Below are 20,012 nucleotides of genomic sequence, written 5' to 3'. Positions count from 1 at the left end.
GCGTCCACGCGGCGGGTCAGCCGCGCCGGGCGCGCCCGCCGTGCCGGGCCGTGACCGCGTCGACGAGCGCCGTGGCGGTGACCTCGTCGACGACGAGGTCGGTCACGACCCTCGCGCGCAGCGCCGCGAGCAGCGGGGCCACCTTGTTGTCCCCCGCGACGACGCACACGCGCCGCGGGATGCGCTGCAGCTCGTCCGGGCTGGGGCCGGTCGCACGTTCGTTCAGGGAGACGTCCTGCCAGGACCCGTCGGCGCGCAGGAACACGGTGCAGACGTCGCCGACGACGCCCTCGTCGTGCAGGAGCCGCACGTCGGAGTCGTCGAGGTACCCGGCGGAGTACACGTGGGACGGCACCGCGCCGGCGACGGCGCCGGCGGAGAAGACGGCGATGTCCGCACGTCGTTGCATGTCGAGCACCCGGCGCACGGAGCGCTCGCGCCACATGGCGGCCTTGGTGTCGGGGTAGTCGAAGAACGCGGGCACGGAGAAGTGGTGGACGGCCGCGCCGAACGCGGACCCGAAGGAGGAGATGAGGTCGCTCGCGTACTCGACGCCGGACGTGCGCATGTTCGCCGCGCCGTTGAGCTGCACGACCGCCGACCCGCGCGTGGGCTTGGGCGCGAGGTAGCGGGACACGGCCGCGATGGTCGTGCCCCAGGCGACGCCCATGACCATGTCCGAGTCGAACCACGACGCGAGCAGGCGGGCGGCCGTCATCGCGACCTGGTCGAGGCGCTCGACCGTCCCGGCGGAGTCCGGCACGGGGACGACGTACGTCTCGATGCCGAACGTCGACGCGATCGACCGGCCGAGCCCCGGTGCACGGGTGCTCGCGGGGCGCAGCGTGATCTCCACCAGCCCGGTCTCGCGGGCGCGCTTGATGAGCCGCGACACGGTCGACCGGGACGTGCCCAGGTGCCGGGCGATGACCTCCATCTTGAGGTCCTGCAGGTAGTACATCGACGCTGCGCGCAGCACGTCCTGCTCCCGCTCCACGTACATCCAGCACCGCCCCCTGCGTGCGTCATGTGCGGGTCAACCGCTGCACGTTCGTGCAGTCCGGTTGCGCGTCCGTTCTGGACGTGATGACGATAGCCGCGACGAAACCGGCGAGCGAGGGGGCCGCTCGCGCTGGGAGCCGACGAACGACCGACGCCGCGCGACGGCTCCGGGGAGGACCCGCACATGAGAACCGCACCCCTGACGGTGCAGGCACGGCAGGACGCCCTCGACGCGCTGCGGCGCACCGACGAGCGGGACGGCGAGCTCGACGTGCTGGTGATCGGCGGCGGCGTGACCGGTGCGGGCATCGCGCTCGACGCGGTCACGCGCGGCCTGTCCACGGGCATCGTGGAGGCCCAGGACTGGGCGAGCGGCACGTCGAGCCGCTCGAGCAAGCTCGTCCACGGCGGCCTGCGCTACCTGCAGATGCTGGACTTCCACCTCGTGCGCGAGGCGCTGACCGAGCGCGACCTGCTCATCACGCGCCTGGCCCCGCACCTCGTGAAGCCCGTGAGCTTCCTGTACCCGCTGGAGAACCGCGTCTGGGAGCGGGCGTACGTGGGCGCGGGCGTCGCGCTGTACGACACCCTCGCGTCCGTCTCGGGAGGACGCCGCCGCGCGATGCCGATCCACCGGCACCTGACGCGCAAGGGCATGGAGCGCCTGTTCCCCGACCTGCGGCACGACGCCGCGGTCGGCGCGGTCCGGTACTGGGACGCGAGCGTCGACGACGCGCGCCTGGTCGAGACGCTGGTGCGCACGGCCGTCTCGTACGGGGCGCACGCCGCCTCGCGCACCCAGCTCGTGCGCCTGCACACCACCAGCGGCGGCGCGGTCACGGGCGCCGAGCTGGTCGACCTGGAGACGGGCGAGCACTTCGACGTCCGGGCGCGCAACGTCATCAACGCCACCGGCGTGTGGACGGAGAAGACCGAGGCCCTCGCCGAGACCGAGGGCGGCCTGCGCGTGCTCGCGTCGAAGGGCATCCACATCGTGGTGCCGCGCAAGCGCATCGAGGGCAACACGGGGCTGATCCTGCAGACCGAGAAGTCGGTCCTGTTCATCATCCCGTGGTCCCGCTACTGGGTGATCGGCACGACGGACACCCCGTACGAGCAGGACCTCACGCACCCCGTCGCGACGAGCGCCGACATCGACTACGTGATCGAGCACGCCAACCAGGTGCTCGCGCGGCCGATCTCGCGCGAGGACGTCATCGGCACGTGGGCCGGCCTGCGTCCGCTGCTGCAGCCGGGGACGAAGGAGGGCACGTCGTCGGCGAAGGTGTCGCGCGAGCACACCGTCGCGTCCCCCACCCCCGGCCTGACCGTCATCGCGGGCGGCAAGCTCACCACCTACCGGGTCATGGCGAAGGACGCCGTCGACTTCGCGATCGGCTCGCGCGCCACGACGCTGCCGTCGATCACGGACGACGTGCCGCTCGTCGGCGCGGAGGGGCTGCGCGTCGTGCAGCGCCAGGCGCGCGCGATCGCCGCCCGCTACGGCTGGGACCGCCCGCGCATGGACCACCTGCTGCACCGGTACGGGTCCCTGCTGCACGAGCTCACCGACATGATCGACGAGCGTCCCGAGCTGGCGGAGCCGCTGCGCAACGCCCCGGCGTACATCGGTGCGGAGGTCCTGTACGCGGTCACGCACGAGGGCGCGCTGCACCTCGACGACGTGCTCATGCACCGCACACGGCTCAACTACGAGCAGGCGGACAAGGGTGTCGGCGCGCTGGAGGAGATCGCCGACCTCATCGGTCCCGTCCTCGGCTGGGACGACGCGACCCGCGAGCGCGAGATCGCGGCGTACCGGGCGCGCGCGGCGGCGGAGGACGCTGCCGCCGCCGAGGCGGACGACGAGTCCGCCGAGCGCGTGCGGCTCGCCGCGGAGGACATCACGCCGCTCCTGCCGGTCGGCGGCGAGGTCGACCCGGGCACGAAGCCGGGCTCCCCGTCCGGACGGGGCACCGCCGCGCCATACGGCACCTGACGTCCCGCTGCCGGGGAGCGGGCACCGCCCGTCCCCCGGCAGGCGGGCACCAGCACCACCCGCGGCACCGCCGCACGCACGGCCCGGGCCACGCCGCAGGGCGTGACCCGCACGCGACAACGACGTCACAGAGAGAGGTCTGCCAGTGGAGACAGTCGAGTACACGATGGCGGAGGCGTTCGTCTCCGAGATCATCGGGACGGGGATGCTCCTCCTGCTCGGTGCCGGTGTGGTCGCGAACGTGATCCTGCCGCGCACGAAGGGCTTCGGCGGGGGCTGGCTGCTGATCAACTTCGGGTGGGGCCTCGCGGTGTTCGCGGGCGTCTTCGCGGCGTTCAAGTCGGGCGCCCACCTGAACCCGGCGGTGACGGTCGGCCTGTGGACCAGCGGGGCCGACGAGTTCGCGCCGGGGGTCGAGGCGAACGCCGGGAACGCCCTGCTGTACGTCGTGGCGCAGCTGATCGGCGCGTTCCTCGGCGCCACGCTCGCCTTCCTCGCGTACAAGAAGCACTTCGACATGGACGCGGACCCGGCGGTGAAGCTGGGCGTGTTCTCCACCGGCCCCGAGCTGCGGTCGTACTCGTGGAACTTCGTCACCGAGGTCCTCGGCACGTTCGTGCTCGTGTTCATCGTCCTGGCGTTCGGCAGCACGCCGTCCGAGCTCGGCCCGCTGGCCGTGGCGCTCCTCGTGGTCGGCATCGGCGCCAGCCTCGGCGGCCCCACGGGCTACGCCATCAACCCGGCCCGTGACCTCGGCCCGCGCATCGCGCACGCCGTGCTGCCGATCCGCGGCAAGGGCAGCAGCGACTGGTCCTACGCGTGGGTGCCGGTCGCCGGCCCCCTGGTCGGTGGCGTCCTCGCCGGCCTGCTCGCGCAGGCCTACATCGGCTGACGCAGCCCGCCCACCGACTCCCCGACGACGCCCCTCAGGAGGGACCCCGCATGTCCGAGCAGTACGTCATCGCGATCGACCAGGGCACGACGAGCACGCGCGCCATCGTCTTCGACCACTCCGGCCAGATCGTCTCGAGCGGCCAGAAGGAGCACGAGCAGATCTTCCCGAGGGCCGGGTGGGTCGAGCACGACGCGGCGGAGATCTGGACGAACACGCGCGAGGTCGTCGCCCTCGCGCTCACCCGCGCGAACCTCACCTACCGCGACATCGCCGCGGTGGGCATCACGAACCAGCGCGAGACCGCGGTCGTGTGGGACCGCGAGACCGGCGAGCCGGTGCACAACGCGATCGTCTGGCAGGACACCCGCACGCAGAAGATCTGCGACGAGCTGGCCGCGCTCGGCGGGGGTGCCGAGCGGTACAAGGACCGCGTCGGCCTGCCGCTGGCCACGTACTTCTCCGGCCCGAAGATCCGCTGGATCCTCGACAACGTCGAGGGCGCTCGCGAGAAGGCGGAGGCGGGCCGACTCGCGTTCGGCAACACCGACGCGTGGCTGCTGTGGAACATGACGGGCGGCACCGACGGCGGCGTGCACGTCACGGACGTGACGAACGCGTCGCGCACGATGCTCATGAACGTCGACTCGCTCACCTGGAACGAGGAGATCGCCGCCGAGATGGGGATCCCCGTCTCGATGCTGCCGGAGATCCGCTCGTCGTCCGAGGTGTACGGGACCGGTCGCCAGGGCGGCATGGTGCCGGGCGTGCCGATCGCGGGCATCCTCGGCGACCAGCAGGCCGCGACGTTCGGCCAGGCGTGCTTCGACGTCGGCAACGCGAAGAACACGTACGGCACCGGCAACTTCATGCTCATCAACACCGGCACGCAGCCGGTGCCGAGCAAGAACGGCCTGCTGACCACCGTCGCGTACAAGATCGGCGACCGGGACGCGGTGTACGCGCTCGAGGGGTCGATCGCCGTGACGGGGTCGCTCGTGCAGTGGCTGCGCGACAACCTGGGCATCATCTCGTCCGCGCCGGAGATCGAGCGGCTCGCCTCGACGGTCGAGGACAACGGCGGCGCGTACTTCGTGCCGGCGTTCTCGGGCCTGTTCGCGCCGTACTGGCGCTCCGACGCACGCGGTGCGCTGGTCGGCCTGACGCGGTACGTGAACAAGGGGCACATCGCCCGCGCCGCCCTGGAGGCGACGGCCTTCCAGACGCGCGAGGTGCTGGACGCCATGAACGCCGACTCCGGCGTCGACCTCACCGAGCTCAAGGTCGACGGCGGCATGGTCGCGAACGACGCGCTCATGCAGTTCCAGGCGGACATCCTCGGCGTGCCGGTGATCCGGCCCCAGGTCGCCGAGACGACCGCGCTCGGCGCCGCGTACGCCGCGGGCATCGCCGTGGGCTTCTGGTCCGGCGAGCAGGACGTCGTGGACAACTGGGCCGAGGACAAGCGCTGGGAGCCGTCCATGGACGTCGACGAGCGCGACCGCCAGTACCGCCTCTGGAAGAAGGCGGTCACCCGCACGTTCGACTGGGTCGACGACGACGTGCGCTGAGGACGGGTGAGCGCGGCGTCGAGAGGGGACGCCGCGACCACCGGGTGGCGAGGGCCGGGTGCGGGGAGGCGCCCGGCCCTCGCCGTGCCCGGGCGGCGGTGTATCACCGCGTGACGCGCACGCCCCTCACCACCAGAGGTACCTGGACGGACCGGGCGGATCGGCACCTCCCGACACGAGCACCAGGGGCACCGCCATGCCACAGCCGTTCCCGACCGACCGCGTCCCCGACGAGGTGCGTGCGCGCCTCGCCGCCGACCTCGGCAGCACCGACGTCACCCTCCTCGCCGCGACCGAGGCGCGCCTGCCCTCCGGGGAGGCCGTCCGGGTCGTCGACGCAGCCGCCCCCGGCGCACCGAACGTGGTGCGCCGGCTGACCTTCACCGACGCCGGCGACATCCGGCCCGTCGAGGAGGTCGAGCGGCTCGCCGGGCGACGCCTCTTCGTGCCGGACCTGACGCCCGGGCACATCCGCCCGGACGTGCGGCGCGAGCCCGTGCGCATCGAGCCCCGTACCAACGACTGGCGGCTCGACCGCTGTCAGCGCGCCGTCGAGACCGTCACGGTCACGATCCCGCCCACGGGCGCGACGCCGAAGGCGGACGTGTACCTGCTCGCCGACACCACGGGCAGCATGGCCGGCATCCTCGCCGCCGTGCAGGCCGGCGCGAGCGGCATCCTCAACCACCCCGGCCTCGCGGGGTTCGACGTCGCGTGGGGCATCGGCAACTACCGCGACTTCCCCGTGGGCGCGGGGTTCAGCTCCTACGCGTTCGCGCACCAGCTCGCGCCGACGACCGTGCACGCCGACGCGGACACCGCGATCGCGGCGTGGGCTGCGGACGAGGGCTTCGACCTGCCCGAGGGACAGCTCTTCGCGCTCGACCGGCTCGCGGTCGACCCGGGCATCGGGTGGCGGGCCGACAGCCGGCGCATCGTCGTGTGGTTCGGCGACGCCCCCGGGCACGACCCGATCTGCCCCGAGCTCTCCGGGCTGCCGTCGGCGGTCACCGAGGCGTCCGTCACGGCCGCGCTGCAGGCTGCCGGCATCACGGTCGTCGCCGTCAGCACGATGTCCGGCGCCCCGGACGCGCTCGACGGCGACCCGACGCTCGGGTCCTCCGACTACGGCACCTGCGCGGCGGGGGGCACGCCGGGGCAGGCGACCCGCATCACGGCGGCCACCGGCGGCACGCACACCAGCGGCATCGACACCGACACGATCGCGACCACGCTCGGCGACCTCGTCGCCGCGGCCGTCGCGTCGACCGGTTCCGTCTCGCTCGTCCCCACCGGGGACGCGGCGGTGTTCGTCGAGTCGATCACGCCGCCGGCGTACGGCCCGCTGCCGGGAGACGAGGAGCACGTCCTGCAGTTCGAGGTGACGTGGCTCGGCGTGCGGGCGTGCCTCGAGCGCGAGCAGGTGTTCACCGGCACGCTCGACGTGGTCGCCGACGGCGTCGTGGTCGCGGCGAAGAGCGTCCGCGTGACCGTCCCGCCCTGCCGGTACCACTACGTCGTCGAGATGCTGTGCGGCGTCGAGAAGGAGGACCGGGAGGACTGCCACCCGGTCGTGCCCGGCCGGTACGCGACCACCGTGACGATCACCAACCCGACCACCTGCACGGCCACGATCGAGAAGCACCTCGCCCTGCTCGTGGTCGAGGGGGAGGTGATCGGGCGCGAGCCCGACGTCCAGGACGGCCGCCTCTTCGCCCGGATCGAGCTGGGCCCCCACCAGGCGACGATGGACGACTGCTGCGCCCTGCGGGAGGTCGTCGGCCGGGTCGACGGGCTGCTGGTCGCCACCCTGGACGTGATCTCGGACGTGCCGCTCGCGGTCTCGGCCGTGCACACCAGCGACCGCGGCGAGCGCGGCGGCCTCACGCTCACCACCCGCTCCGTGGAGCCGCGACGGGCCCCGTGACCCCGTGCGCCACCGGACCGGCCCGGCAGGGACGCCGATCCCCCTGCCGGGCCTCCGGTGCGCCCGCGGCGCGACGCGCGGTCGTCCCGGCGGGAGAGGTACCTCTCCCGCACCCGTACGCACACCGTGCGCACGACCTCGAGAGGACGTCCCCTCGGGGCGCCGGCGCGCCGCGGCGACGACCTCCGCGCTCCCCTCGCCCACCCGCCGCTGGTGTCGTCGCAGCAGAGGAGGTACCTCGTCCGCACGCGTACGCACCCCGTACGCACACCGTGCGCACGCTGCGCGAGACGACGTCCCCCCGGGGCGCCGGCACGCCGCGGCGGCGACCTCCGCGCTCCCCTCGCCCACCCGCCGCTGCGGACGGCTCGCGGCATCTCTGTGGACGGCTCGCGGGCGCCGCTGTGGAGGGCCCGAGCGGGTGGCCACACGGGGCTCGTAGCGTGCGCGCCCATGGTCTGGGGCGAGGTGATCCCGCTGCGCACGGCGCGGCTGCACATGCGGCTGACCGAGGACGGGCTCGCGCTGCTGCGGAAGGCGGCGGCGCTGCAGGAGCAGGACCTCACGTCGTTCGTGCTCGCGCCCGCGCTCGAGCGGGCACGCGAGGTCGTGACGCGGGACCAGGCGATGCGGGTGCAGGCCGCGGCCATCGCCGCGGAACCCCTGCGGTACGTCCGCGACCCCCGGCTCCCCGAGGACCCCGGGCTCGCCGCCCTCGTCCTCGCCCACGAGCAGCACCCCGACCGGCTCGCGGCGCTCGACCGGGGCGAGGGCTGAGGCGTGCGCACCGGCACGGCCGACGCGGATGCCGGGTGCGGGTGCGGCCCCGGCGGGAGGGCCGCAGCATGGAACGGCACCGACCGACGAACCACGAGGGGTGACACGCATGGGCATCGACGACCTCAAGGGCAAGGCGTCCGACGCGATGCAGGGCGAGAAGGGCGAGCAGGCGAGCGACGCCGCGCTCGAGAAGGGCTCCGACGCCGCGTCGTCGGCGACCGGCGGCAAGCACGACGAGCAGCTCGACAAGGCGCAGTCGGCCGCGGACAAGAAGATCGGCGACCAGTGAGCCGGCCGGGCGGGGCCGGGCGCGACGCCCGCCCCGCCCGGGCCGCGGTGGCACCAGGACGGCACGGACGAGAAGGAGCGGCATGAGCAGGGACGTGACGGGGACGGGCGCGACGGAGCAGGACCCGGCGGAGACCGAGGGGGCCGGACCGGGCTCGACGCTGGCCGCCGAGCTGGACGACACCGACGGCGCGGCGGAGGACCCGCAGGGCCCCAAGGGCGACGACACGACGTTCGACCGCTCGGGCGCCCCGATCCCGCCCGAGGGCGGCGGCCGGCGCGACCAGCAGGGCGACGACCCCGAGATGGCGCCGGACCAGTCGGTCGGTGACGCGTGAGCGCGCAGCCCGACGCGACCGAGGGCGGGCGCCCGCGGCGCGTCCTCGTCACCGGCTCGGACTCGGGCATCGGCAAGGCCACCGCGGTCGCCCTCGCCGACGGCGCCGAGCACGTGACGATCACGTGGCACGAGGACGAGGACGGGGCGCGCGCGACCGCGCAGGAGGTCGAGGCCGCCGGCGCGCAGGCGCACGTGGTGCACCTCGACCTCGGCGACCCGCAGGCCGCCGCGCCCGTCGTGGACGAGGCGATCCGGGCGATGGGCGGGATCGACGCGGCGGTGCTCAACGCGGGCACGGGCACGTCGACGCTGCTGCTGGACACGACGTTCGAGGACTGGCGGCACGTGCTGTCGGTCGACCTCGACGGCGCGTTCGTCTGCCTGCAGGCCGCGGCGCGGCACATGGTCGAGCAGGGCACCGGCGGACGGGTCGTCGCGATCACGAGCGTGCACGAGCACGCGCCGCGCGTCGGGTCCGGCGCGTACTGCGCCGCCAAGGGCGGCCTCGGGCTGCTCGTGCAGGTCGCGGCGCTCGAGCTCGCCGAGCACGGCATCACCGTCAACGCCGTCGCGCCCGGCGAGATCGCGACCCCCATGACCGGCCAGGAGGACGAGACGCCCCTGGAGGGCAAGCACCGGCCCGGCATCCCCGTGGCGCGTCCGGGTGACGCGCGCGAGATCGCCGCCGTCGTGCGCTTCCTGTGCGGGCCCGAGGCGGGGTACGTCACCGGGGCGTCCTGGCCGGTCGACGGCGGGATGCTGCGGATGGGCCCGATGGCGGGCTCGCACATGACGTCGGACGACTGGCGCCGTCCCTGACGGCTCGCGCCGGCAGCGGCCGGGCGACCGCTGCCGGCGCCGGGGCTGTCACCCGGCGCCGGTAGCGTTCCGTCCCGTGCGGGTGGCTTCCTGGAACATCAACTCGGTGCGGGCGCGGTGCGAGCGGGCCGTGGCCTTCCTCGAGCGGTCGGGCGTCGACGTGCTCGCGCTGCAGGAGACGAAGGTCAAGGACGAGGCGTTCCCACGGGAGCCGTTCGAGGCCCTCGGGTACGAGGTCGTCACGCACGGGTACTCGCAGTGGAACGGCGTGGCCATCGTGTCCCGCGTGGGGATCGCCGACGTCGAGACCGGGTTCCCCGGGCAGCCCGCGTGGGGCGACCCGCCCGTCATCGAGGCGCGCGCGCTCGGCGCGACCTGCGGCGGGGTGCGGGTGTGGAGCCTGTACGTGCCGAACGGCCGCGAGATCGGCGACCCGCACTACACGTACAAGCTCGAGTGGCTCGCGGCCCTGCGCGACGCGGCGCAGAAGTGGCTCGTCGACGACCCGGCCGCGCAGACCGCGCTCGTGGGCGACTGGAACATCGCCCCGCTCGACACCGACGTGTGGGACATCGAGCGCTTCGCCGGCCGCACGCACGTGACGCCGGCCGAGCGCGACGCCTTCCGCGCGTTCGCCGAGGCCGGGTGGACCGAGGTGACGCGCACGCACGTGCCCGCCGAGCACACGTACACGTACTGGGACTACCAGCAGCTGCGCTTCCCCCGGAACGAGGGCATGCGGATCGACCACGCGATCACCACCCCGGCGCTCGCGGCCCGGGTCACCGACGTGACGTTCGTGCGGGACGAGCGCAAGGGCAAGCAGCCGTCGGACCACGTGCCCGTGGTCCTCGAGATCGCGGACTGAGGCACGTGGCCGCCGACCGCCCGGACGACCTCGACGGCCCGATCGAGGACCCGAACCCGCCCACGTACTACGCGGACGGCTGGGACGTCGCACCGCGACGGCGCAGCCGCGTGCCGCTCGTCGTCGGGGCGGCCGTCGTCGCCGCGGCCGTGGTCGCCGGCGGGGGGGTGCTCGTCGCCGACCGGGTGCGGACCGCCCGGGAGCAGCCGCTGCCCGCCGACGTGACCGCGCCGGTCGAGGCCTGGGCGGTCCAGCTCGTCACCGGCTCCTGCCTGGCCGAGCTGCCGCCGGACGGGCCGGTCGAGCGCGTCCGGGTGGTGCCGTGCGCGGACGAGCACGCCGCGCAGGTCATCGGGCAGTACGCGTTCGCGCAGGACGCGGTGTGGCCCGGTCAGGAGGGTGCGCACGCCCGCGTCGCGCGGTCCTGCACGCTCAGCGACGAGGAGACGGCCGCCGGGGTGCGTGTCGTGACGTGGGCCCCGACGGAGGAGGGCTGGCGCGACGGCGACCGCGAGGGTCTGTGCCTCGCCGTGCCGCCGGAGGGCTGACGGACCCGGTACGTCAGAGGTGCCCCTCACCGGCCTGCCGGCGGCGCTCGCCGCGGACGCCGGTGCGGTCCCAGACGAACTTGCCGACGACGAGGACGATCGCCGCGTACACCGCGTAGTTGAGCCAGTCGCTGTACCGGCCCACGTCCTCCCACTGCTCGCCGAGCAGGAAGCCCGCGAGCACGAGGCCACCGTTCCACACCGTCGACCCCAGCAGCGTGAACAGCGTGAACTTCCAGAACGGCATGCGCTCGACACCCGCCGGGATCGAGATGAGGCTGCGCACGACCGGCACGCACCGGCCGATCAGCACGGCCGCACCGCCGTGCCGCTCGAACCAGCCCTCCGCCTTGTCGAGGTCGGACGCCTCCATGAGCGGGATCTTCTGCATCCAGCGCCGGATGCGGTCGCGGCCCACCCAGTACCCGAGCCCGTAGAGCACCCAGGCACCGACGACCGCACCGATGACGGCCGCGGCGACCGCCCACCCGAGCGGCATGTCGCCCTGGGACGCGACGTAGCCCGCGACCGGGAGGATCACCTCGGACGGGATCGGCGGGAACAGGTTCTCCAGCGCGACGAGCAGCCCGACGCCCAGCGGCCCCATCGACTCGATCACGCTCACCACCCAGCCGGCCAGGCCGGTCAGCTCGGCACCGCCGGACGCGGCGAGCACGGGGGGCGGGACGGCGGCGAGGGCGGCGTGGGGAGACATCGCGACGATGCTGCCATGCAGCCCCGGGCGTCCGCCCGTGGGATCTCCCCCGGATCGGGAGGGCGCTGTCGACGGCGTGGCCCCGCGGACGCGCTCAGCCGGTGGCGACGACGTGCGCCGCGACGCGCAGGTCGTCGACGATCGCCGCCGTGGCGGCCTCCCGCTCGATCCGCTCACGCAGCCGCAGCACCGAGGACGGGTGGGCGGTGACGACGACGGCGCGCCCCCCGGCGTCGAGGACCTGCCCGCGCTCCTTGCCGACGGCGACGGTGCGGCCGAGGACACCGCGCGCGGCCGTCGCCCCGAGCGCCACGACGACGCGGGGCCGCACGGCCGCGAGCTCGGCCTCGAGCCACGGCACGCACGCGCGCAGGTGCGTGACCAGCGGCGTCCGGTGGAGGCGCCGCTTGCCGCGCTGCTCGAACCGGAAGTGCTTGACCGCGTTCGTCACGTACACCTGCTCGGGGTCCAGCCCCGCGGCGGCGAGCGCCTCGTGCAGCACGCGCCCGGCGGGTCCGACGAACGGCTCCCCCGCCAGGTCCTCCTTGTCCCCGGGCTGCTCGCCGACGAGCATCACGGCCGCGTCCGCGGGCCCCTCGGAGAACACGACCTGCGTCGCCGGCGCCCACAGCTCGCAGCCGCGGCACGCCGGTGCGGCGTCCCGCAGCGCGTCCACGTCGCCGCCCTCGGGCACCCAGTGCTGCGCGCCCGGCCGCTCCACGTCGTCCGTCGTCGCCATGCCCCCAGGCTGCCGAGGCCGGGCCCCGCGCGCGCGGCGAGCGGGGCCCGGCCCGGTGTCAGCGGGTGGCCTTGAGCGTCAGGCCGCCGTCGCCGAGGTCGACGTGGACCGTGTCGCCGTCGTGGATCTCCCCCCCGAGCAGCGCACGCGCCAGCCGGTCGCCGATCTCCTTCTGCACGAGCCGGCGCAGCGGCCGCGCGCCGTACGCCGGGTCGTAGCCCTCGATCGCCAGCCACTCGCGGGCGCCCGGCGTGACGTCGAGCGTGAGGCGACGGTCGGCCAGGCGGCGGGCCAGCAGCCCGACCTGCAGGTCGACGATCGAGCCGATCTGCTCCAGGCTCAGCGGGTCGAAGATGACGACGTCGTCGAGCCGGTTGAGGAACTCCGGCTTGAACGCCTCGCGCACCGCGCCCATGACGGCGTCCCGCTTGGCCGGCTGGTCGAGCAGCGGGTCGACCAGGAACTGCGACCCCAGGTTCGACGTCAGCACGAGGATGACGTTGCGGAAGTCGACCGTGCGGCCCTGCCCGTCGGTCAGGCGGCCGTCGTCCAGCACCTGCAGCAGCACGTCGAACACCTCGGGGTGCGCCTTCTCGACCTCGTCGAGCAGCACGACCGAGTACGGCCGGCGCCGCACGGCCTCGGTGAGCTGGCCGCCCTCCTCGTAGCCGACGTACCCCGGGGGCGCGCCGACGAGCCGGGCGACGGAGTGCTTCTCGCCGTACTCGCTCATGTCGATGCGGACCATGGCGCGCTCGTCGTCGAACAGGAAGTCCGCGAGCGCCTTCGCGAGCTCGGTCTTGCCGACGCCGGTGGGGCCGAGGAACAGGAACGAGCCGGTCGGGCGGTCCGGGTCGGAGACGCCGGCCCGCGCACGGCGCACCGCGTCGGACACGGCGGCGACCGCGGCCTGCTGGCCGATCAGGCGCTCGCCGATCACCTCCTCCATGCGCAGCAGCTTCTGGGTCTCCCCCTCGAGCAGCCGGCCGGCGGGGATGCCGGTCCACGCCGCGACGACCTCCGCGACCTCGTCCGGGCCGACCTTCTCCGCGATCATCGGCGCCTCGGCGGTCTCCTCCGCCTCCGACGCCTCCGCCGCGGCGATCTCCTTCTCGACGGTGGGGATCTCGCCGTAGAGCAGGCGGCCGGCCGTGGCGAGGTCGCCCTCGCGCTGGGCGCGGTCGGCGTCGGCGCGCAGCTGGTCGAGGCGCACCCGCAGGTCGCCGACCCGGTTGCGGCCGCCCTTCTCCTTCTCCCAGCGCGCGTTGAGCGCGGCGAGCTCCTCGCGGCGGTCCGCCAGGTCGGCGCGCAGCCGTGCGAGGCGGTCCTGCGACGCCGGGTCGTCGGCCGTGGCGAGGAACTGCTCCTCCATCTCCAGGCGCGTGACGGCGCGCTGCAGCTCGTCGATCTCCACCGGGGACGAGTCGAGCTCCATGCGCAGGCGCGAGGCGGCCTCGTCGATCAGGTCGATCGCCTTGTCGGGCAGCTGGCGGCCGGTGATGTACCGGTCCGACAGCGTCGCCGCGGCGACGATCGCGCCGTCGGAGATCTCGACACGGTGGTGCGCCGCGTACCGCTCGCGCAGCCCACGCAGGATCGCGACGGTGTCCTCCACGGACGGCTCGCCGACGAACACCTGCTGGAACCGCCGCTCGAGCGCCGGGTCCTTCTCGATGCGCTCGCGGTACTCGTCGAGCGTCGTCGCACCGACCAGGCGCAGCTCGCCGCGGGCGAGCATGGGCTTGAGCATGTTGCCCGCGTCCATGGCGCCCTCGCCGCCGGCGCCCGCGCCGACGACCGTGTGCAGCTCGTCGATGAACGTGACGACCTGCCCCTCGGACGCCGTGATCTCGGCGAGCACGGCCTTGAGGCGCTCCTCGAACTCGCCGCGGTACTTGGCGCCCGCGACCATCGACGCGAGGTCGAGCGAGACGAGCGTCTTGTCGCGCAGCGACTCCGGCACGTCGCCGGCGACGATCCGCTGCGCGAGCCCCTCGACGACGGCCGTCTTGCCGACGCCCGGCTCGCCGATGAGCACAGGGTTGTTCTTGGTGCGCCGCGACAGCACCTGGATGACGCGGCGGATCTCCGCGTCGCGGCCGATGACCGGGTCGAGCCTGCCCTCGCGTGCCCGCTGCGTCAGGTCGACGCCGTACTGCTCGAGCGCCTTGTACGTGCCCTCGGGGTTCGGCGTGGTGACCCGGGCGCTGCCGCGCACGGACGGCAGGGCCGCGACGAGCGCGTCGCGCGACGCCCCGGCGGCACGCAGCGCGTCGGCGACGCCGGACTGCCCGGCGGCCAGGCCGATGAGCAGGTGCTCGGTCGAGACGTAGTCGTCGCCCAGGCTGCGCGCCTCCGCGTTCGCGGCCTCGAGCGCGGCGGCCGTCTGCCGCGACGCGGTCGGCTGTGCCACGGTCGAGCCGCTGGACGACGGCAGGTTGACGAGGATGCCGCGCACGGCGCGGCCGAGCGCGGTGCGGTCGGCGCCGACGGCGTCGAGCAGCCCGTTCGCGACACCGCCCTCCTGCTGCAGCAGCGCGTTGAGGACGTGCGCCGGCTCGAGCTGCGGGTTGCCGGCCGCGCTCGCCTGCTGGATCGCGTCGCCGAGTGCCTCCTGCGACCGCGTGGTGAACTTCGCGTCCACGTGACCTCCCTGTGCGGGACCGCCCGCACGTCGTCGATTCTCCTGACGTCCTCAACGGATCGCAGACTTGAGTCTATTCCGCTCAACTTCGGTGCGCTGCTCGGGCTGGGCTCTCGTCGGCGCGCGGTCTAGCGTTGGGTGCAGGGCCGGGCACGGCCCGCCGCTCGCACCCCGACGGGGACGGTGAACGTGCCGCGAGGAGCACCTGCCACGGCGCGTCGACGAACGACGGGACGGCACCGGCAACGCGAGCACCGGTCGGGCGTCCCGTCGACGGAGGCAACCGTGACCACGCACCCGCTCCCCACGCCCGACCGGGCCAAGGCCATGGCGCGCGCGCTGCGCGCCGACCTCGCCGCGGACGGCCTGGCCGTCACCCACTCCCGCGCGCTCGAGCTCGTCGCGCACGCGTACGGGCTGCGCGACTGGAACGCGCTCGCCGCCGCCGGGCCGGTGGCCGCGACCGGGGCCGTGCCGCCGCCCGGGGGGCCCGCGGGCGTCGGCCCGGCCGTCCCCGTCCTCCGCGTGGCCGACGCCCCGACGGCGTACGCGTTCTACCTCGACGTGCTCGGCTGCCGGCTCGACTGGGAGCACCGGTTCGAGCCGGGGCTGCCGGTGTACGCGCAGGTGACGCGCGGCGACCTGCGCCTGCACCTGTCCGAGCACCCCGGCGACGGCGGCTACGGCGCGGTCCTGTGGGTCCCCGTCGCGGACGTCGCCGCGCTCGTCGCGCAGGTGCGGGAGCGGACCGGTGGGCGGCAGCGCCCGGCGGTCGACCTCGACGCGCCCGGCGGCCCGACCGCGGAGGTGCTCGACCCGTTCGGCAACCGCCTGCGCCTCTGCACACCCGCGCCCTGAGGTGCCGCGGCCGACGACGTCCACCCGTCATCGGACCGTCGTGCCGGCGTCGCCCGGACGACACCCGCCCTGCCTAGCGTCGCCGTGACACCACGGAGAGGAAGGGCACCGATGACCCTCACGCTGACGCTCGTCCGGCACGGGCGGACCCACTTCAACGCGCGGCGCATCCTGCAGGGACGCTGCGACTCGCCCCTGACCCGGCCCGGGCGCGAGGGCGTGCGCGTGACCGCGCAGCACCTCGCGGACGTGCCGTTCACCGCCGCCTGGGCGTCGCCGTCCGGGCGCGCCGTGACGACGGCCGTCGAGCTGCTGCGGCACCACCCCGACGTGCCGCTGCGCACCGACCCCGACCTGCGCGAGTACCACTTCGGCGTCTACGAGCAGAAGCCCGAGTCGACGCTCGACGGCGTCGTCGCGTGGTCCGACCTCGTCACCGACGTGCTCGCCGGCACGCACCCCGGCCTGCCGGGCGGGGAGCACGCGGCCGACTTCATGGGCCGCACGCGCGCCGTGTTCGCGCGCATCGCCGCCGAGCACCCCGAGGGGGACGTCCTCGTCGTCGGCCACGGGCTCGCGCTCGGCGCGTACCTCGCGACCGTCGACCCGGTGGGCCTCGTGCCGCTGCCGAACGCGTCGGTGTCGACGGTCGAGGTCGAGCCCGACGGCACCGCCAGCATCACGCAGCTCGCGCTCGACGTCGCCGGCCAGGGTCACGTCGCCGCACGCCCCATGACGCAGCCGACCCCGGTCCCCTCGGTCGCCTGACCCGCCCCGCCCCACCCCGCCCGACCGCGTCGAGCGCGGTGGATGCGGCACGAGTGCGGTAGTCGAGTCCACCGCGCTCGACGCGCATCCACCGCACTCGGCGGGGGTGGGGGTGGTCGCGCGGCGCGGGCGGCGGTGGGTCGCGGGCGGGACGACGCGGGCGTGGCAGCATCACGGCCGTGACGGACGACGCCGTGGGGCCTGCCGAGACCGACGACGTGCTGGGACCCGGATGGGTCGCGCGCACGCTGCCGCTGCGCCCCGACGCCCTGTCGCGCCGCGGCGCGCCCGACCCCGTCGCGACGCTCGTCCACCGACGCCCGGACGACGCCGCGGCTCCCGCCGGCGCCCCCGCCACCCCGCCGTCCGCCGACCTCGCACCGCCGCGCCCGCGCACCGCGGTGCTGTACCTGCACGGGTTCGTCGACTACTTCTTCCACCCGCACGTCGCGGACGGGCTCGCACGCGCCGGCTACGACCTGTGGGCCCTCGACCTGCGCGACTACGGCCGCTCGATCCGGCCCGGCCGCCCCGCCAACGAGATCACGGACCTCGCGACGTACGACGAGGAGATCGACACGGCGGTGCGCCTGCTGCGCGCCTCGCACGAGCGGCTCGTCGTGATGGCGCACTCGACGGGCGGGCTCACGGCGGCGCTGTGGGCGGACGCCCGCCGCGGCCGTGGTCTCGTCGACGCGCTCGTCCTCAACTCCCCGTGGCTCGAGCTGCGCGGGAACGCGTTCGAGCGCACCGTGCTGACGCGGGCGATCGACGTGGTCGGCCGGGTGGCGCCGCGCCTCGTGGTGTCGCGCACGGCCCGGCACTACGGCGAGGCGCTGCACGCGGCGACGGGCGGCGAGTGGGACTACGACGTGGCCTGGAAGCCGCACACGTTCGAGGCACGCGCCGGGTTCGCGCGGACCGTGCGCCGCGGGCACGCGCGCGTCGCGCGCGGCCTGGCCGTCGACTGCCCGGTGCTCGTCCTCGCCTCCGACGCCGCCGGCCCCGACGACCGCTGGCACGAGGCCCTGCTGACGACCGACTCGGTGCTGGACCCCGCACAGATCGCCGCCCGGGCGCCGCTGCTCGGCCCCGACGTCACGTTCGTCCAGGTGCCCGGGGGTGCGCACGACCTCGCGCTGTCGCCGGCGCCGGCCCGCGAGCGGTACCTCGAGGAGGTGCTGCGGTTCCTCGACGCGCGCCTCGGGGCCGGCTGAGCGGGGTCAGCCGTCCGCCGGCAGCAGCTCCTGCTCCTCCGGCTCGGACAGCGACAGCACGGCACCGACCACCCCCGGGATGTCGCGCACCCGTCGCTCCACCAGCGCCAGCCGGTGCGACGCCGCGTCCTCGTCGGGGTTGCCCACGAGGTCCACGGCACCCACGAGGAACACCCGCCGCGCCCCGACGAACTCGATCCGCAGGCTGGTCACCCGGGCGACCTCCGGCATCGCCAGCAGACGGCGCAGGGCGGCGTCCCGCAGGCCCGGGTCCACCGCCTCCCCCACGAGGAACCGCAGGTTGCGCGTGATGAGCACGACCGCGACGACCGCCAGCAGCAGCCCGACGAGGATCGAGCCGACGGCGTCGGGCACGGCGGAGCCGGTGACCTCGTGCGCCGCGATGCCGCCGGCGGCGATGAGGATGCCGATCAGCGCGGCGGCGTCCTCGAAGAACACGGCCCGCACCGTCGGGTCCGACGTCGCGAGCACCTGCTCGACCAGGCCGCGGTGCCGGCGGCGGGCGTCCCCGCGCGACTGCCGCCACGCCTGCAGGAACGACACGCCCTCGAGCACGAACGCGATGCCGAGCACGACGTACGCGACGACGAACGACCCCGCCGGCTCGGGGTGCACGAGCTCCTGGATCCCGTGCGTCACCGACACCCCGGCCCCGACGCCGAACAGGCCGATCGCGGCGAACATCGACCACACGTAGACCTCCCGCCCGTACCCCAGCGGGTGGGACGGGTCGGCGGGGCGCTCGCCGCGCCGGTGCGCGACGAGCAGCAGGACCTCGTTGCCCGCGTCGGCCCACGAGTGCGCGGCCTCGGCCAGCATGGACGCCGCGCCCGTGACGACGGCGGCGACCGACTTCGCGACGGCGATGAGGACGTTCGCGACGAGGGCGAGGACGACGGTGAGCAGCGACTCCCCGCCGCCGGACCCGTCGTCGCCGGCCAGCCCCTCCCACGCGTCGGGGCCGAGCCGCGCGGCGGGTGCGGCGCCGGTCGCGGTGGCGGGGCCCGGCTCGGGCGTGGCGGTCATGGTCCCGGACTAGCACAGCGGCCCGGAGGGCGCGCCCCGGGGACGCCGAGGGCACGTCTGCCCGGCGGGGGGCCGGATGCGGACGGGCGTCCGAGATGGTTGGCTGTCCCGCGGCCCGGCCCGGCGAGGGACGGGCGCGTGGACGAGAGGCGGCACTGGTCATGACGGTGAACGACAGCCCCTGGCCGGAGGGCGTGCCGGCGTGGGCCGACATCACGGTGCCCGACCTCGCCGCGGCGCAGCGGTTCTACGGCGGGCTGCTCGGGTGGGAGTTCACGCAGGGACGCCCGGAGACGGGCGGGTACGTGACGGCGTCGGTCGACGGGCGCCGCGTCGCGGGCCTGCTGCCGGCGGACGGCGCCGCGGCGGACGCCCCCGCCGCCTGGTGCGTCTACCTCGGGGTCGAGGACGTCACGCTCGCGACGGGGCACGCGGTCGCCGCCGGCGCGCAGCTGCTCGCGGGGCCGATGACGGTGCTCGGCCTCGGCGACATCGCGGTGCTGGCGGACCCCGCCGGGGCGGTGTTCGGGCTGTGGCAGTCCGGCACGCACACGGGCTGGGACGTCACCGACGTGCCGGGCGCGTTCGTGTGGGCCGAGCAGATGTCGCAGCAGCCGGACCTGTCGCGGCGCTTCTACGTCGACCTGTTCGGGTACGAGGCGACCGACATGAGCGCCCCGGACTTCACGTACACCTCGCTCGCCGTCGGCGGGACCCCGGCCGTCGGCGTGGGCGGCTACGGCGCCGGCGTCGGCGCGGACGTGCCGGCGGCGTGGACCTGGTACGTCGCGGTGACGGACGCCGAGGACGCCGCGCGGCGCGTGCCGGAGGTCGGCGGCACCGTCGTCAGCGGCCCGGAGGACACCCCGTACGGCCGGCTCGTGCTGGCGCAGGGACCCGCCGGCGAGGTCGTCGCGCTGCTCGAGCAGGCGCCGCCGGAGGTCGTCGCCTGACACCCGCGGCGGCGGGCTCCGCCGCGGCGCCGCGTAG

19 protein-coding genes are annotated in these 20,012 nt (G+C 74.9%); 14 read left to right on the top strand and 5 right to left on the bottom strand.

Features of this window, described 5'->3' with window-relative positions; all coding sequences use genetic code 11:
- Positions 1–16: 16 nt before the first annotated feature.
- Positions 17–1,003 (bottom strand): sugar-binding transcriptional regulator, encoded by a 987-nt coding sequence (locus FB586_RS05685; RefSeq protein ID WP_136518382.1) that lies wholly within the window; start codon positions 1,001–1,003, stop codon positions 17–19.
- 183 nt (positions 1,004–1,186) lie between these two features.
- On the opposite strand from FB586_RS05685, the gene FB586_RS05680 reads away from it, so the two are divergent.
- The 10 genes from FB586_RS05680 (at position 1,187) to FB586_RS05635 (ending at position 11,034) form a co-directional block, all read left to right on the top strand.
- Entirely contained in the window at positions 1,187–3,001 is a 1,815-nt protein-coding gene (locus tag FB586_RS05680; protein WP_136518381.1) for a glycerol-3-phosphate dehydrogenase/oxidase, read from the top strand.
- A gap of 166 nt (positions 3,002–3,167) precedes the next feature.
- Positions 3,168–3,893 (top strand): MIP/aquaporin family protein, encoded by a 726-nt coding sequence (locus FB586_RS05675; protein WP_136518905.1) that lies wholly within the window; start codon positions 3,168–3,170, stop codon positions 3,891–3,893.
- Between the two features lie 50 nt (positions 3,894–3,943).
- Positions 3,944–5,464 (top strand): glycerol kinase GlpK, encoded by a 1,521-nt coding sequence (glpK, locus tag FB586_RS05670; protein WP_136518380.1) that lies wholly within the window; start codon positions 3,944–3,946, stop codon positions 5,462–5,464.
- Between the two features lie 196 nt (positions 5,465–5,660).
- Entirely contained in the window at positions 5,661–7,391 is a 1,731-nt protein-coding gene (locus tag FB586_RS05665; protein ID WP_136518379.1) for a hypothetical protein, read from the top strand.
- Between the two features lie 453 nt (positions 7,392–7,844).
- Entirely contained in the window at positions 7,845–8,168 is a 324-nt protein-coding gene (locus tag FB586_RS05660) for a type II toxin -antitoxin system TacA 1-like antitoxin (protein ID WP_136518378.1), read from the top strand.
- 109 nt (positions 8,169–8,277) lie between these two features.
- On the top strand, positions 8,278–8,460 hold the full coding sequence (locus FB586_RS05655) for an Rv0909 family putative TA system antitoxin (RefSeq protein WP_136518377.1): 183 nt from the start codon (positions 8,278–8,280) through the stop codon (positions 8,458–8,460).
- Positions 8,461–8,542: 82 nt separating this feature from the next.
- Positions 8,543–8,797 carry a hypothetical protein gene (locus FB586_RS05650; protein ID WP_136518376.1) on the top strand — a complete coding sequence of 85 codons (255 nt, stop codon included), beginning with the start codon at positions 8,543–8,545 and terminating at the stop codon, positions 8,795–8,797.
- A complete protein-coding gene (locus FB586_RS05645) occupies positions 8,794–9,618 on the top strand; it encodes an SDR family oxidoreductase (RefSeq protein WP_136518375.1) in 825 nt (274 codons plus the stop codon). Before FB586_RS05650 ends, FB586_RS05645 begins: the two co-directional genes overlap by 4 nt.
- A 76-nt stretch (positions 9,619–9,694) precedes the next feature.
- Positions 9,695–10,486 carry an exodeoxyribonuclease III gene (locus tag FB586_RS05640; protein ID WP_136518374.1) on the top strand — a complete coding sequence of 264 codons (792 nt, stop codon included), beginning with the start codon at positions 9,695–9,697 and terminating at the stop codon, positions 10,484–10,486.
- Positions 10,487–10,491: 5 nt separating this feature from the next.
- The gene (locus FB586_RS05635) at positions 10,492–11,034 is read left to right on the top strand and encodes a hypothetical protein (protein ID WP_187697846.1); all 543 of its coding nucleotides are present in this window, start codon (positions 10,492–10,494) and stop codon (positions 11,032–11,034) included.
- A 13-nt stretch (positions 11,035–11,047) separates the two neighbouring features.
- Here the strand turns inward: FB586_RS05635 and FB586_RS05630 are convergent, their stop codons facing one another.
- The 3 genes from FB586_RS05630 to clpB all read right to left on the bottom strand — a co-directional run bounded on the left by FB586_RS05630 (position 11,048) and on the right by clpB (position 15,132).
- Positions 11,048–11,749, bottom strand: a complete 702-nt coding sequence (locus tag FB586_RS05630; RefSeq protein ID WP_136518373.1) for a DedA family protein — start codon at positions 11,747–11,749, stop codon at positions 11,048–11,050.
- A 94-nt stretch (positions 11,750–11,843) separates the two neighbouring features.
- Positions 11,844–12,488, bottom strand: a complete 645-nt coding sequence (locus FB586_RS05625; protein WP_136518372.1) for a UdgX family uracil-DNA binding protein — start codon at positions 12,486–12,488, stop codon at positions 11,844–11,846.
- A gap of 58 nt (positions 12,489–12,546) precedes the next feature.
- Entirely contained in the window at positions 12,547–15,132 is a 2,586-nt protein-coding gene (gene clpB, locus FB586_RS05620; RefSeq protein ID WP_136518371.1) for an ATP-dependent chaperone ClpB, read from the bottom strand.
- A gap of 285 nt (positions 15,133–15,417) precedes the next feature.
- Here clpB and FB586_RS05615 point away from each other — a divergent pair, with 285 nt between their 5' ends.
- From FB586_RS05615 to FB586_RS05605, 3 genes are all read left to right on the top strand, one after another.
- Positions 15,418–15,990 carry a glyoxalase superfamily protein gene (locus FB586_RS05615; protein WP_136518370.1) on the top strand — a complete coding sequence of 191 codons (573 nt, stop codon included), beginning with the start codon at positions 15,418–15,420 and terminating at the stop codon, positions 15,988–15,990.
- A gap of 111 nt (positions 15,991–16,101) precedes the next feature.
- Complete coding sequence (locus FB586_RS05610; protein WP_136518369.1) at positions 16,102–16,758, top strand: histidine phosphatase family protein; 657 nt, start codon at positions 16,102–16,104, stop codon at positions 16,756–16,758.
- 179 nt (positions 16,759–16,937) lie between these two features.
- Positions 16,938–17,975 carry an alpha/beta hydrolase gene (locus FB586_RS05605; protein ID WP_246036542.1) on the top strand — a complete coding sequence of 346 codons (1,038 nt, stop codon included), beginning with the start codon at positions 16,938–16,940 and terminating at the stop codon, positions 17,973–17,975.
- A 6-nt stretch (positions 17,976–17,981) separates the two neighbouring features.
- Here FB586_RS05605 and FB586_RS05600 read toward each other — a convergent pair whose 3' ends face one another.
- The gene (locus FB586_RS05600; RefSeq protein WP_136518368.1) at positions 17,982–19,022 is read right to left on the bottom strand and encodes a cation diffusion facilitator family transporter; all 1,041 of its coding nucleotides are present in this window, start codon (positions 19,020–19,022) and stop codon (positions 17,982–17,984) included.
- Positions 19,023–19,183: 161 nt separating this feature from the next.
- On the opposite strand from FB586_RS05600, the gene FB586_RS05595 reads away from it, so the two are divergent.
- Positions 19,184–19,975 (top strand): VOC family protein, encoded by a 792-nt coding sequence (locus tag FB586_RS05595; protein ID WP_136518367.1) that lies wholly within the window; start codon positions 19,184–19,186, stop codon positions 19,973–19,975.
- Positions 19,976–20,012: the final 37 nt, after the last annotated feature.

Origin of the sequence: Cellulomonas telluris, from assembly GCF_004886325.1 — a bacterium.
Lineage (GTDB): Bacteria > Actinomycetota > Actinomycetes > Actinomycetales > Cellulomonadaceae > Cellulomonas > Cellulomonas telluris.
This window is presented reverse-complemented; position numbering and strand designations above follow the sequence as displayed.

Bases quoted from the DNA above. Each gene is read 5' to 3' on its own strand.
- FB586_RS05685 (WP_136518382.1), bottom strand. From the start codon at position 1,003: ATGTACGTGGAGCGGGAGCAGGACGTGCTGCGCGCAGCGTCGATGTAC.
- FB586_RS05680 (WP_136518381.1), top strand. From the start codon at position 1,187: ATGAGAACCGCACCCCTGACGGTGCAGGCACGGCAGGACGCCCTCGAC.
- FB586_RS05675 (WP_136518905.1), top strand. From the start codon at position 3,168: ATGGCGGAGGCGTTCGTCTCCGAGATCATCGGGACGGGGATGCTCCTC.
- glpK (WP_136518380.1), top strand. From the start codon at position 3,944: ATGTCCGAGCAGTACGTCATCGCGATCGACCAGGGCACGACGAGCACG.
- FB586_RS05665 (WP_136518379.1), top strand. From the start codon at position 5,661: ATGCCACAGCCGTTCCCGACCGACCGCGTCCCCGACGAGGTGCGTGCG.
- FB586_RS05660 (WP_136518378.1), top strand. From the start codon at position 7,845: ATGGTCTGGGGCGAGGTGATCCCGCTGCGCACGGCGCGGCTGCACATG.
- FB586_RS05655 (WP_136518377.1), top strand. From the start codon at position 8,278: ATGGGCATCGACGACCTCAAGGGCAAGGCGTCCGACGCGATGCAGGGC.
- FB586_RS05650 (WP_136518376.1), top strand. From the start codon at position 8,543: ATGAGCAGGGACGTGACGGGGACGGGCGCGACGGAGCAGGACCCGGCG.
- FB586_RS05630 (WP_136518373.1), bottom strand. From the start codon at position 11,749: ATGTCTCCCCACGCCGCCCTCGCCGCCGTCCCGCCCCCCGTGCTCGCC.
- FB586_RS05625 (WP_136518372.1), bottom strand. From the start codon at position 12,488: ATGGCGACGACGGACGACGTGGAGCGGCCGGGCGCGCAGCACTGGGTG.
- FB586_RS05610 (WP_136518369.1), top strand. From the start codon at position 16,102: ATGACCCTCACGCTGACGCTCGTCCGGCACGGGCGGACCCACTTCAAC.
- FB586_RS05600 (WP_136518368.1), bottom strand. From the start codon at position 19,022: ATGACCGCCACGCCCGAGCCGGGCCCCGCCACCGCGACCGGCGCCGCA.
- FB586_RS05595 (WP_136518367.1), top strand. From the start codon at position 19,184: ATGACGGTGAACGACAGCCCCTGGCCGGAGGGCGTGCCGGCGTGGGCC.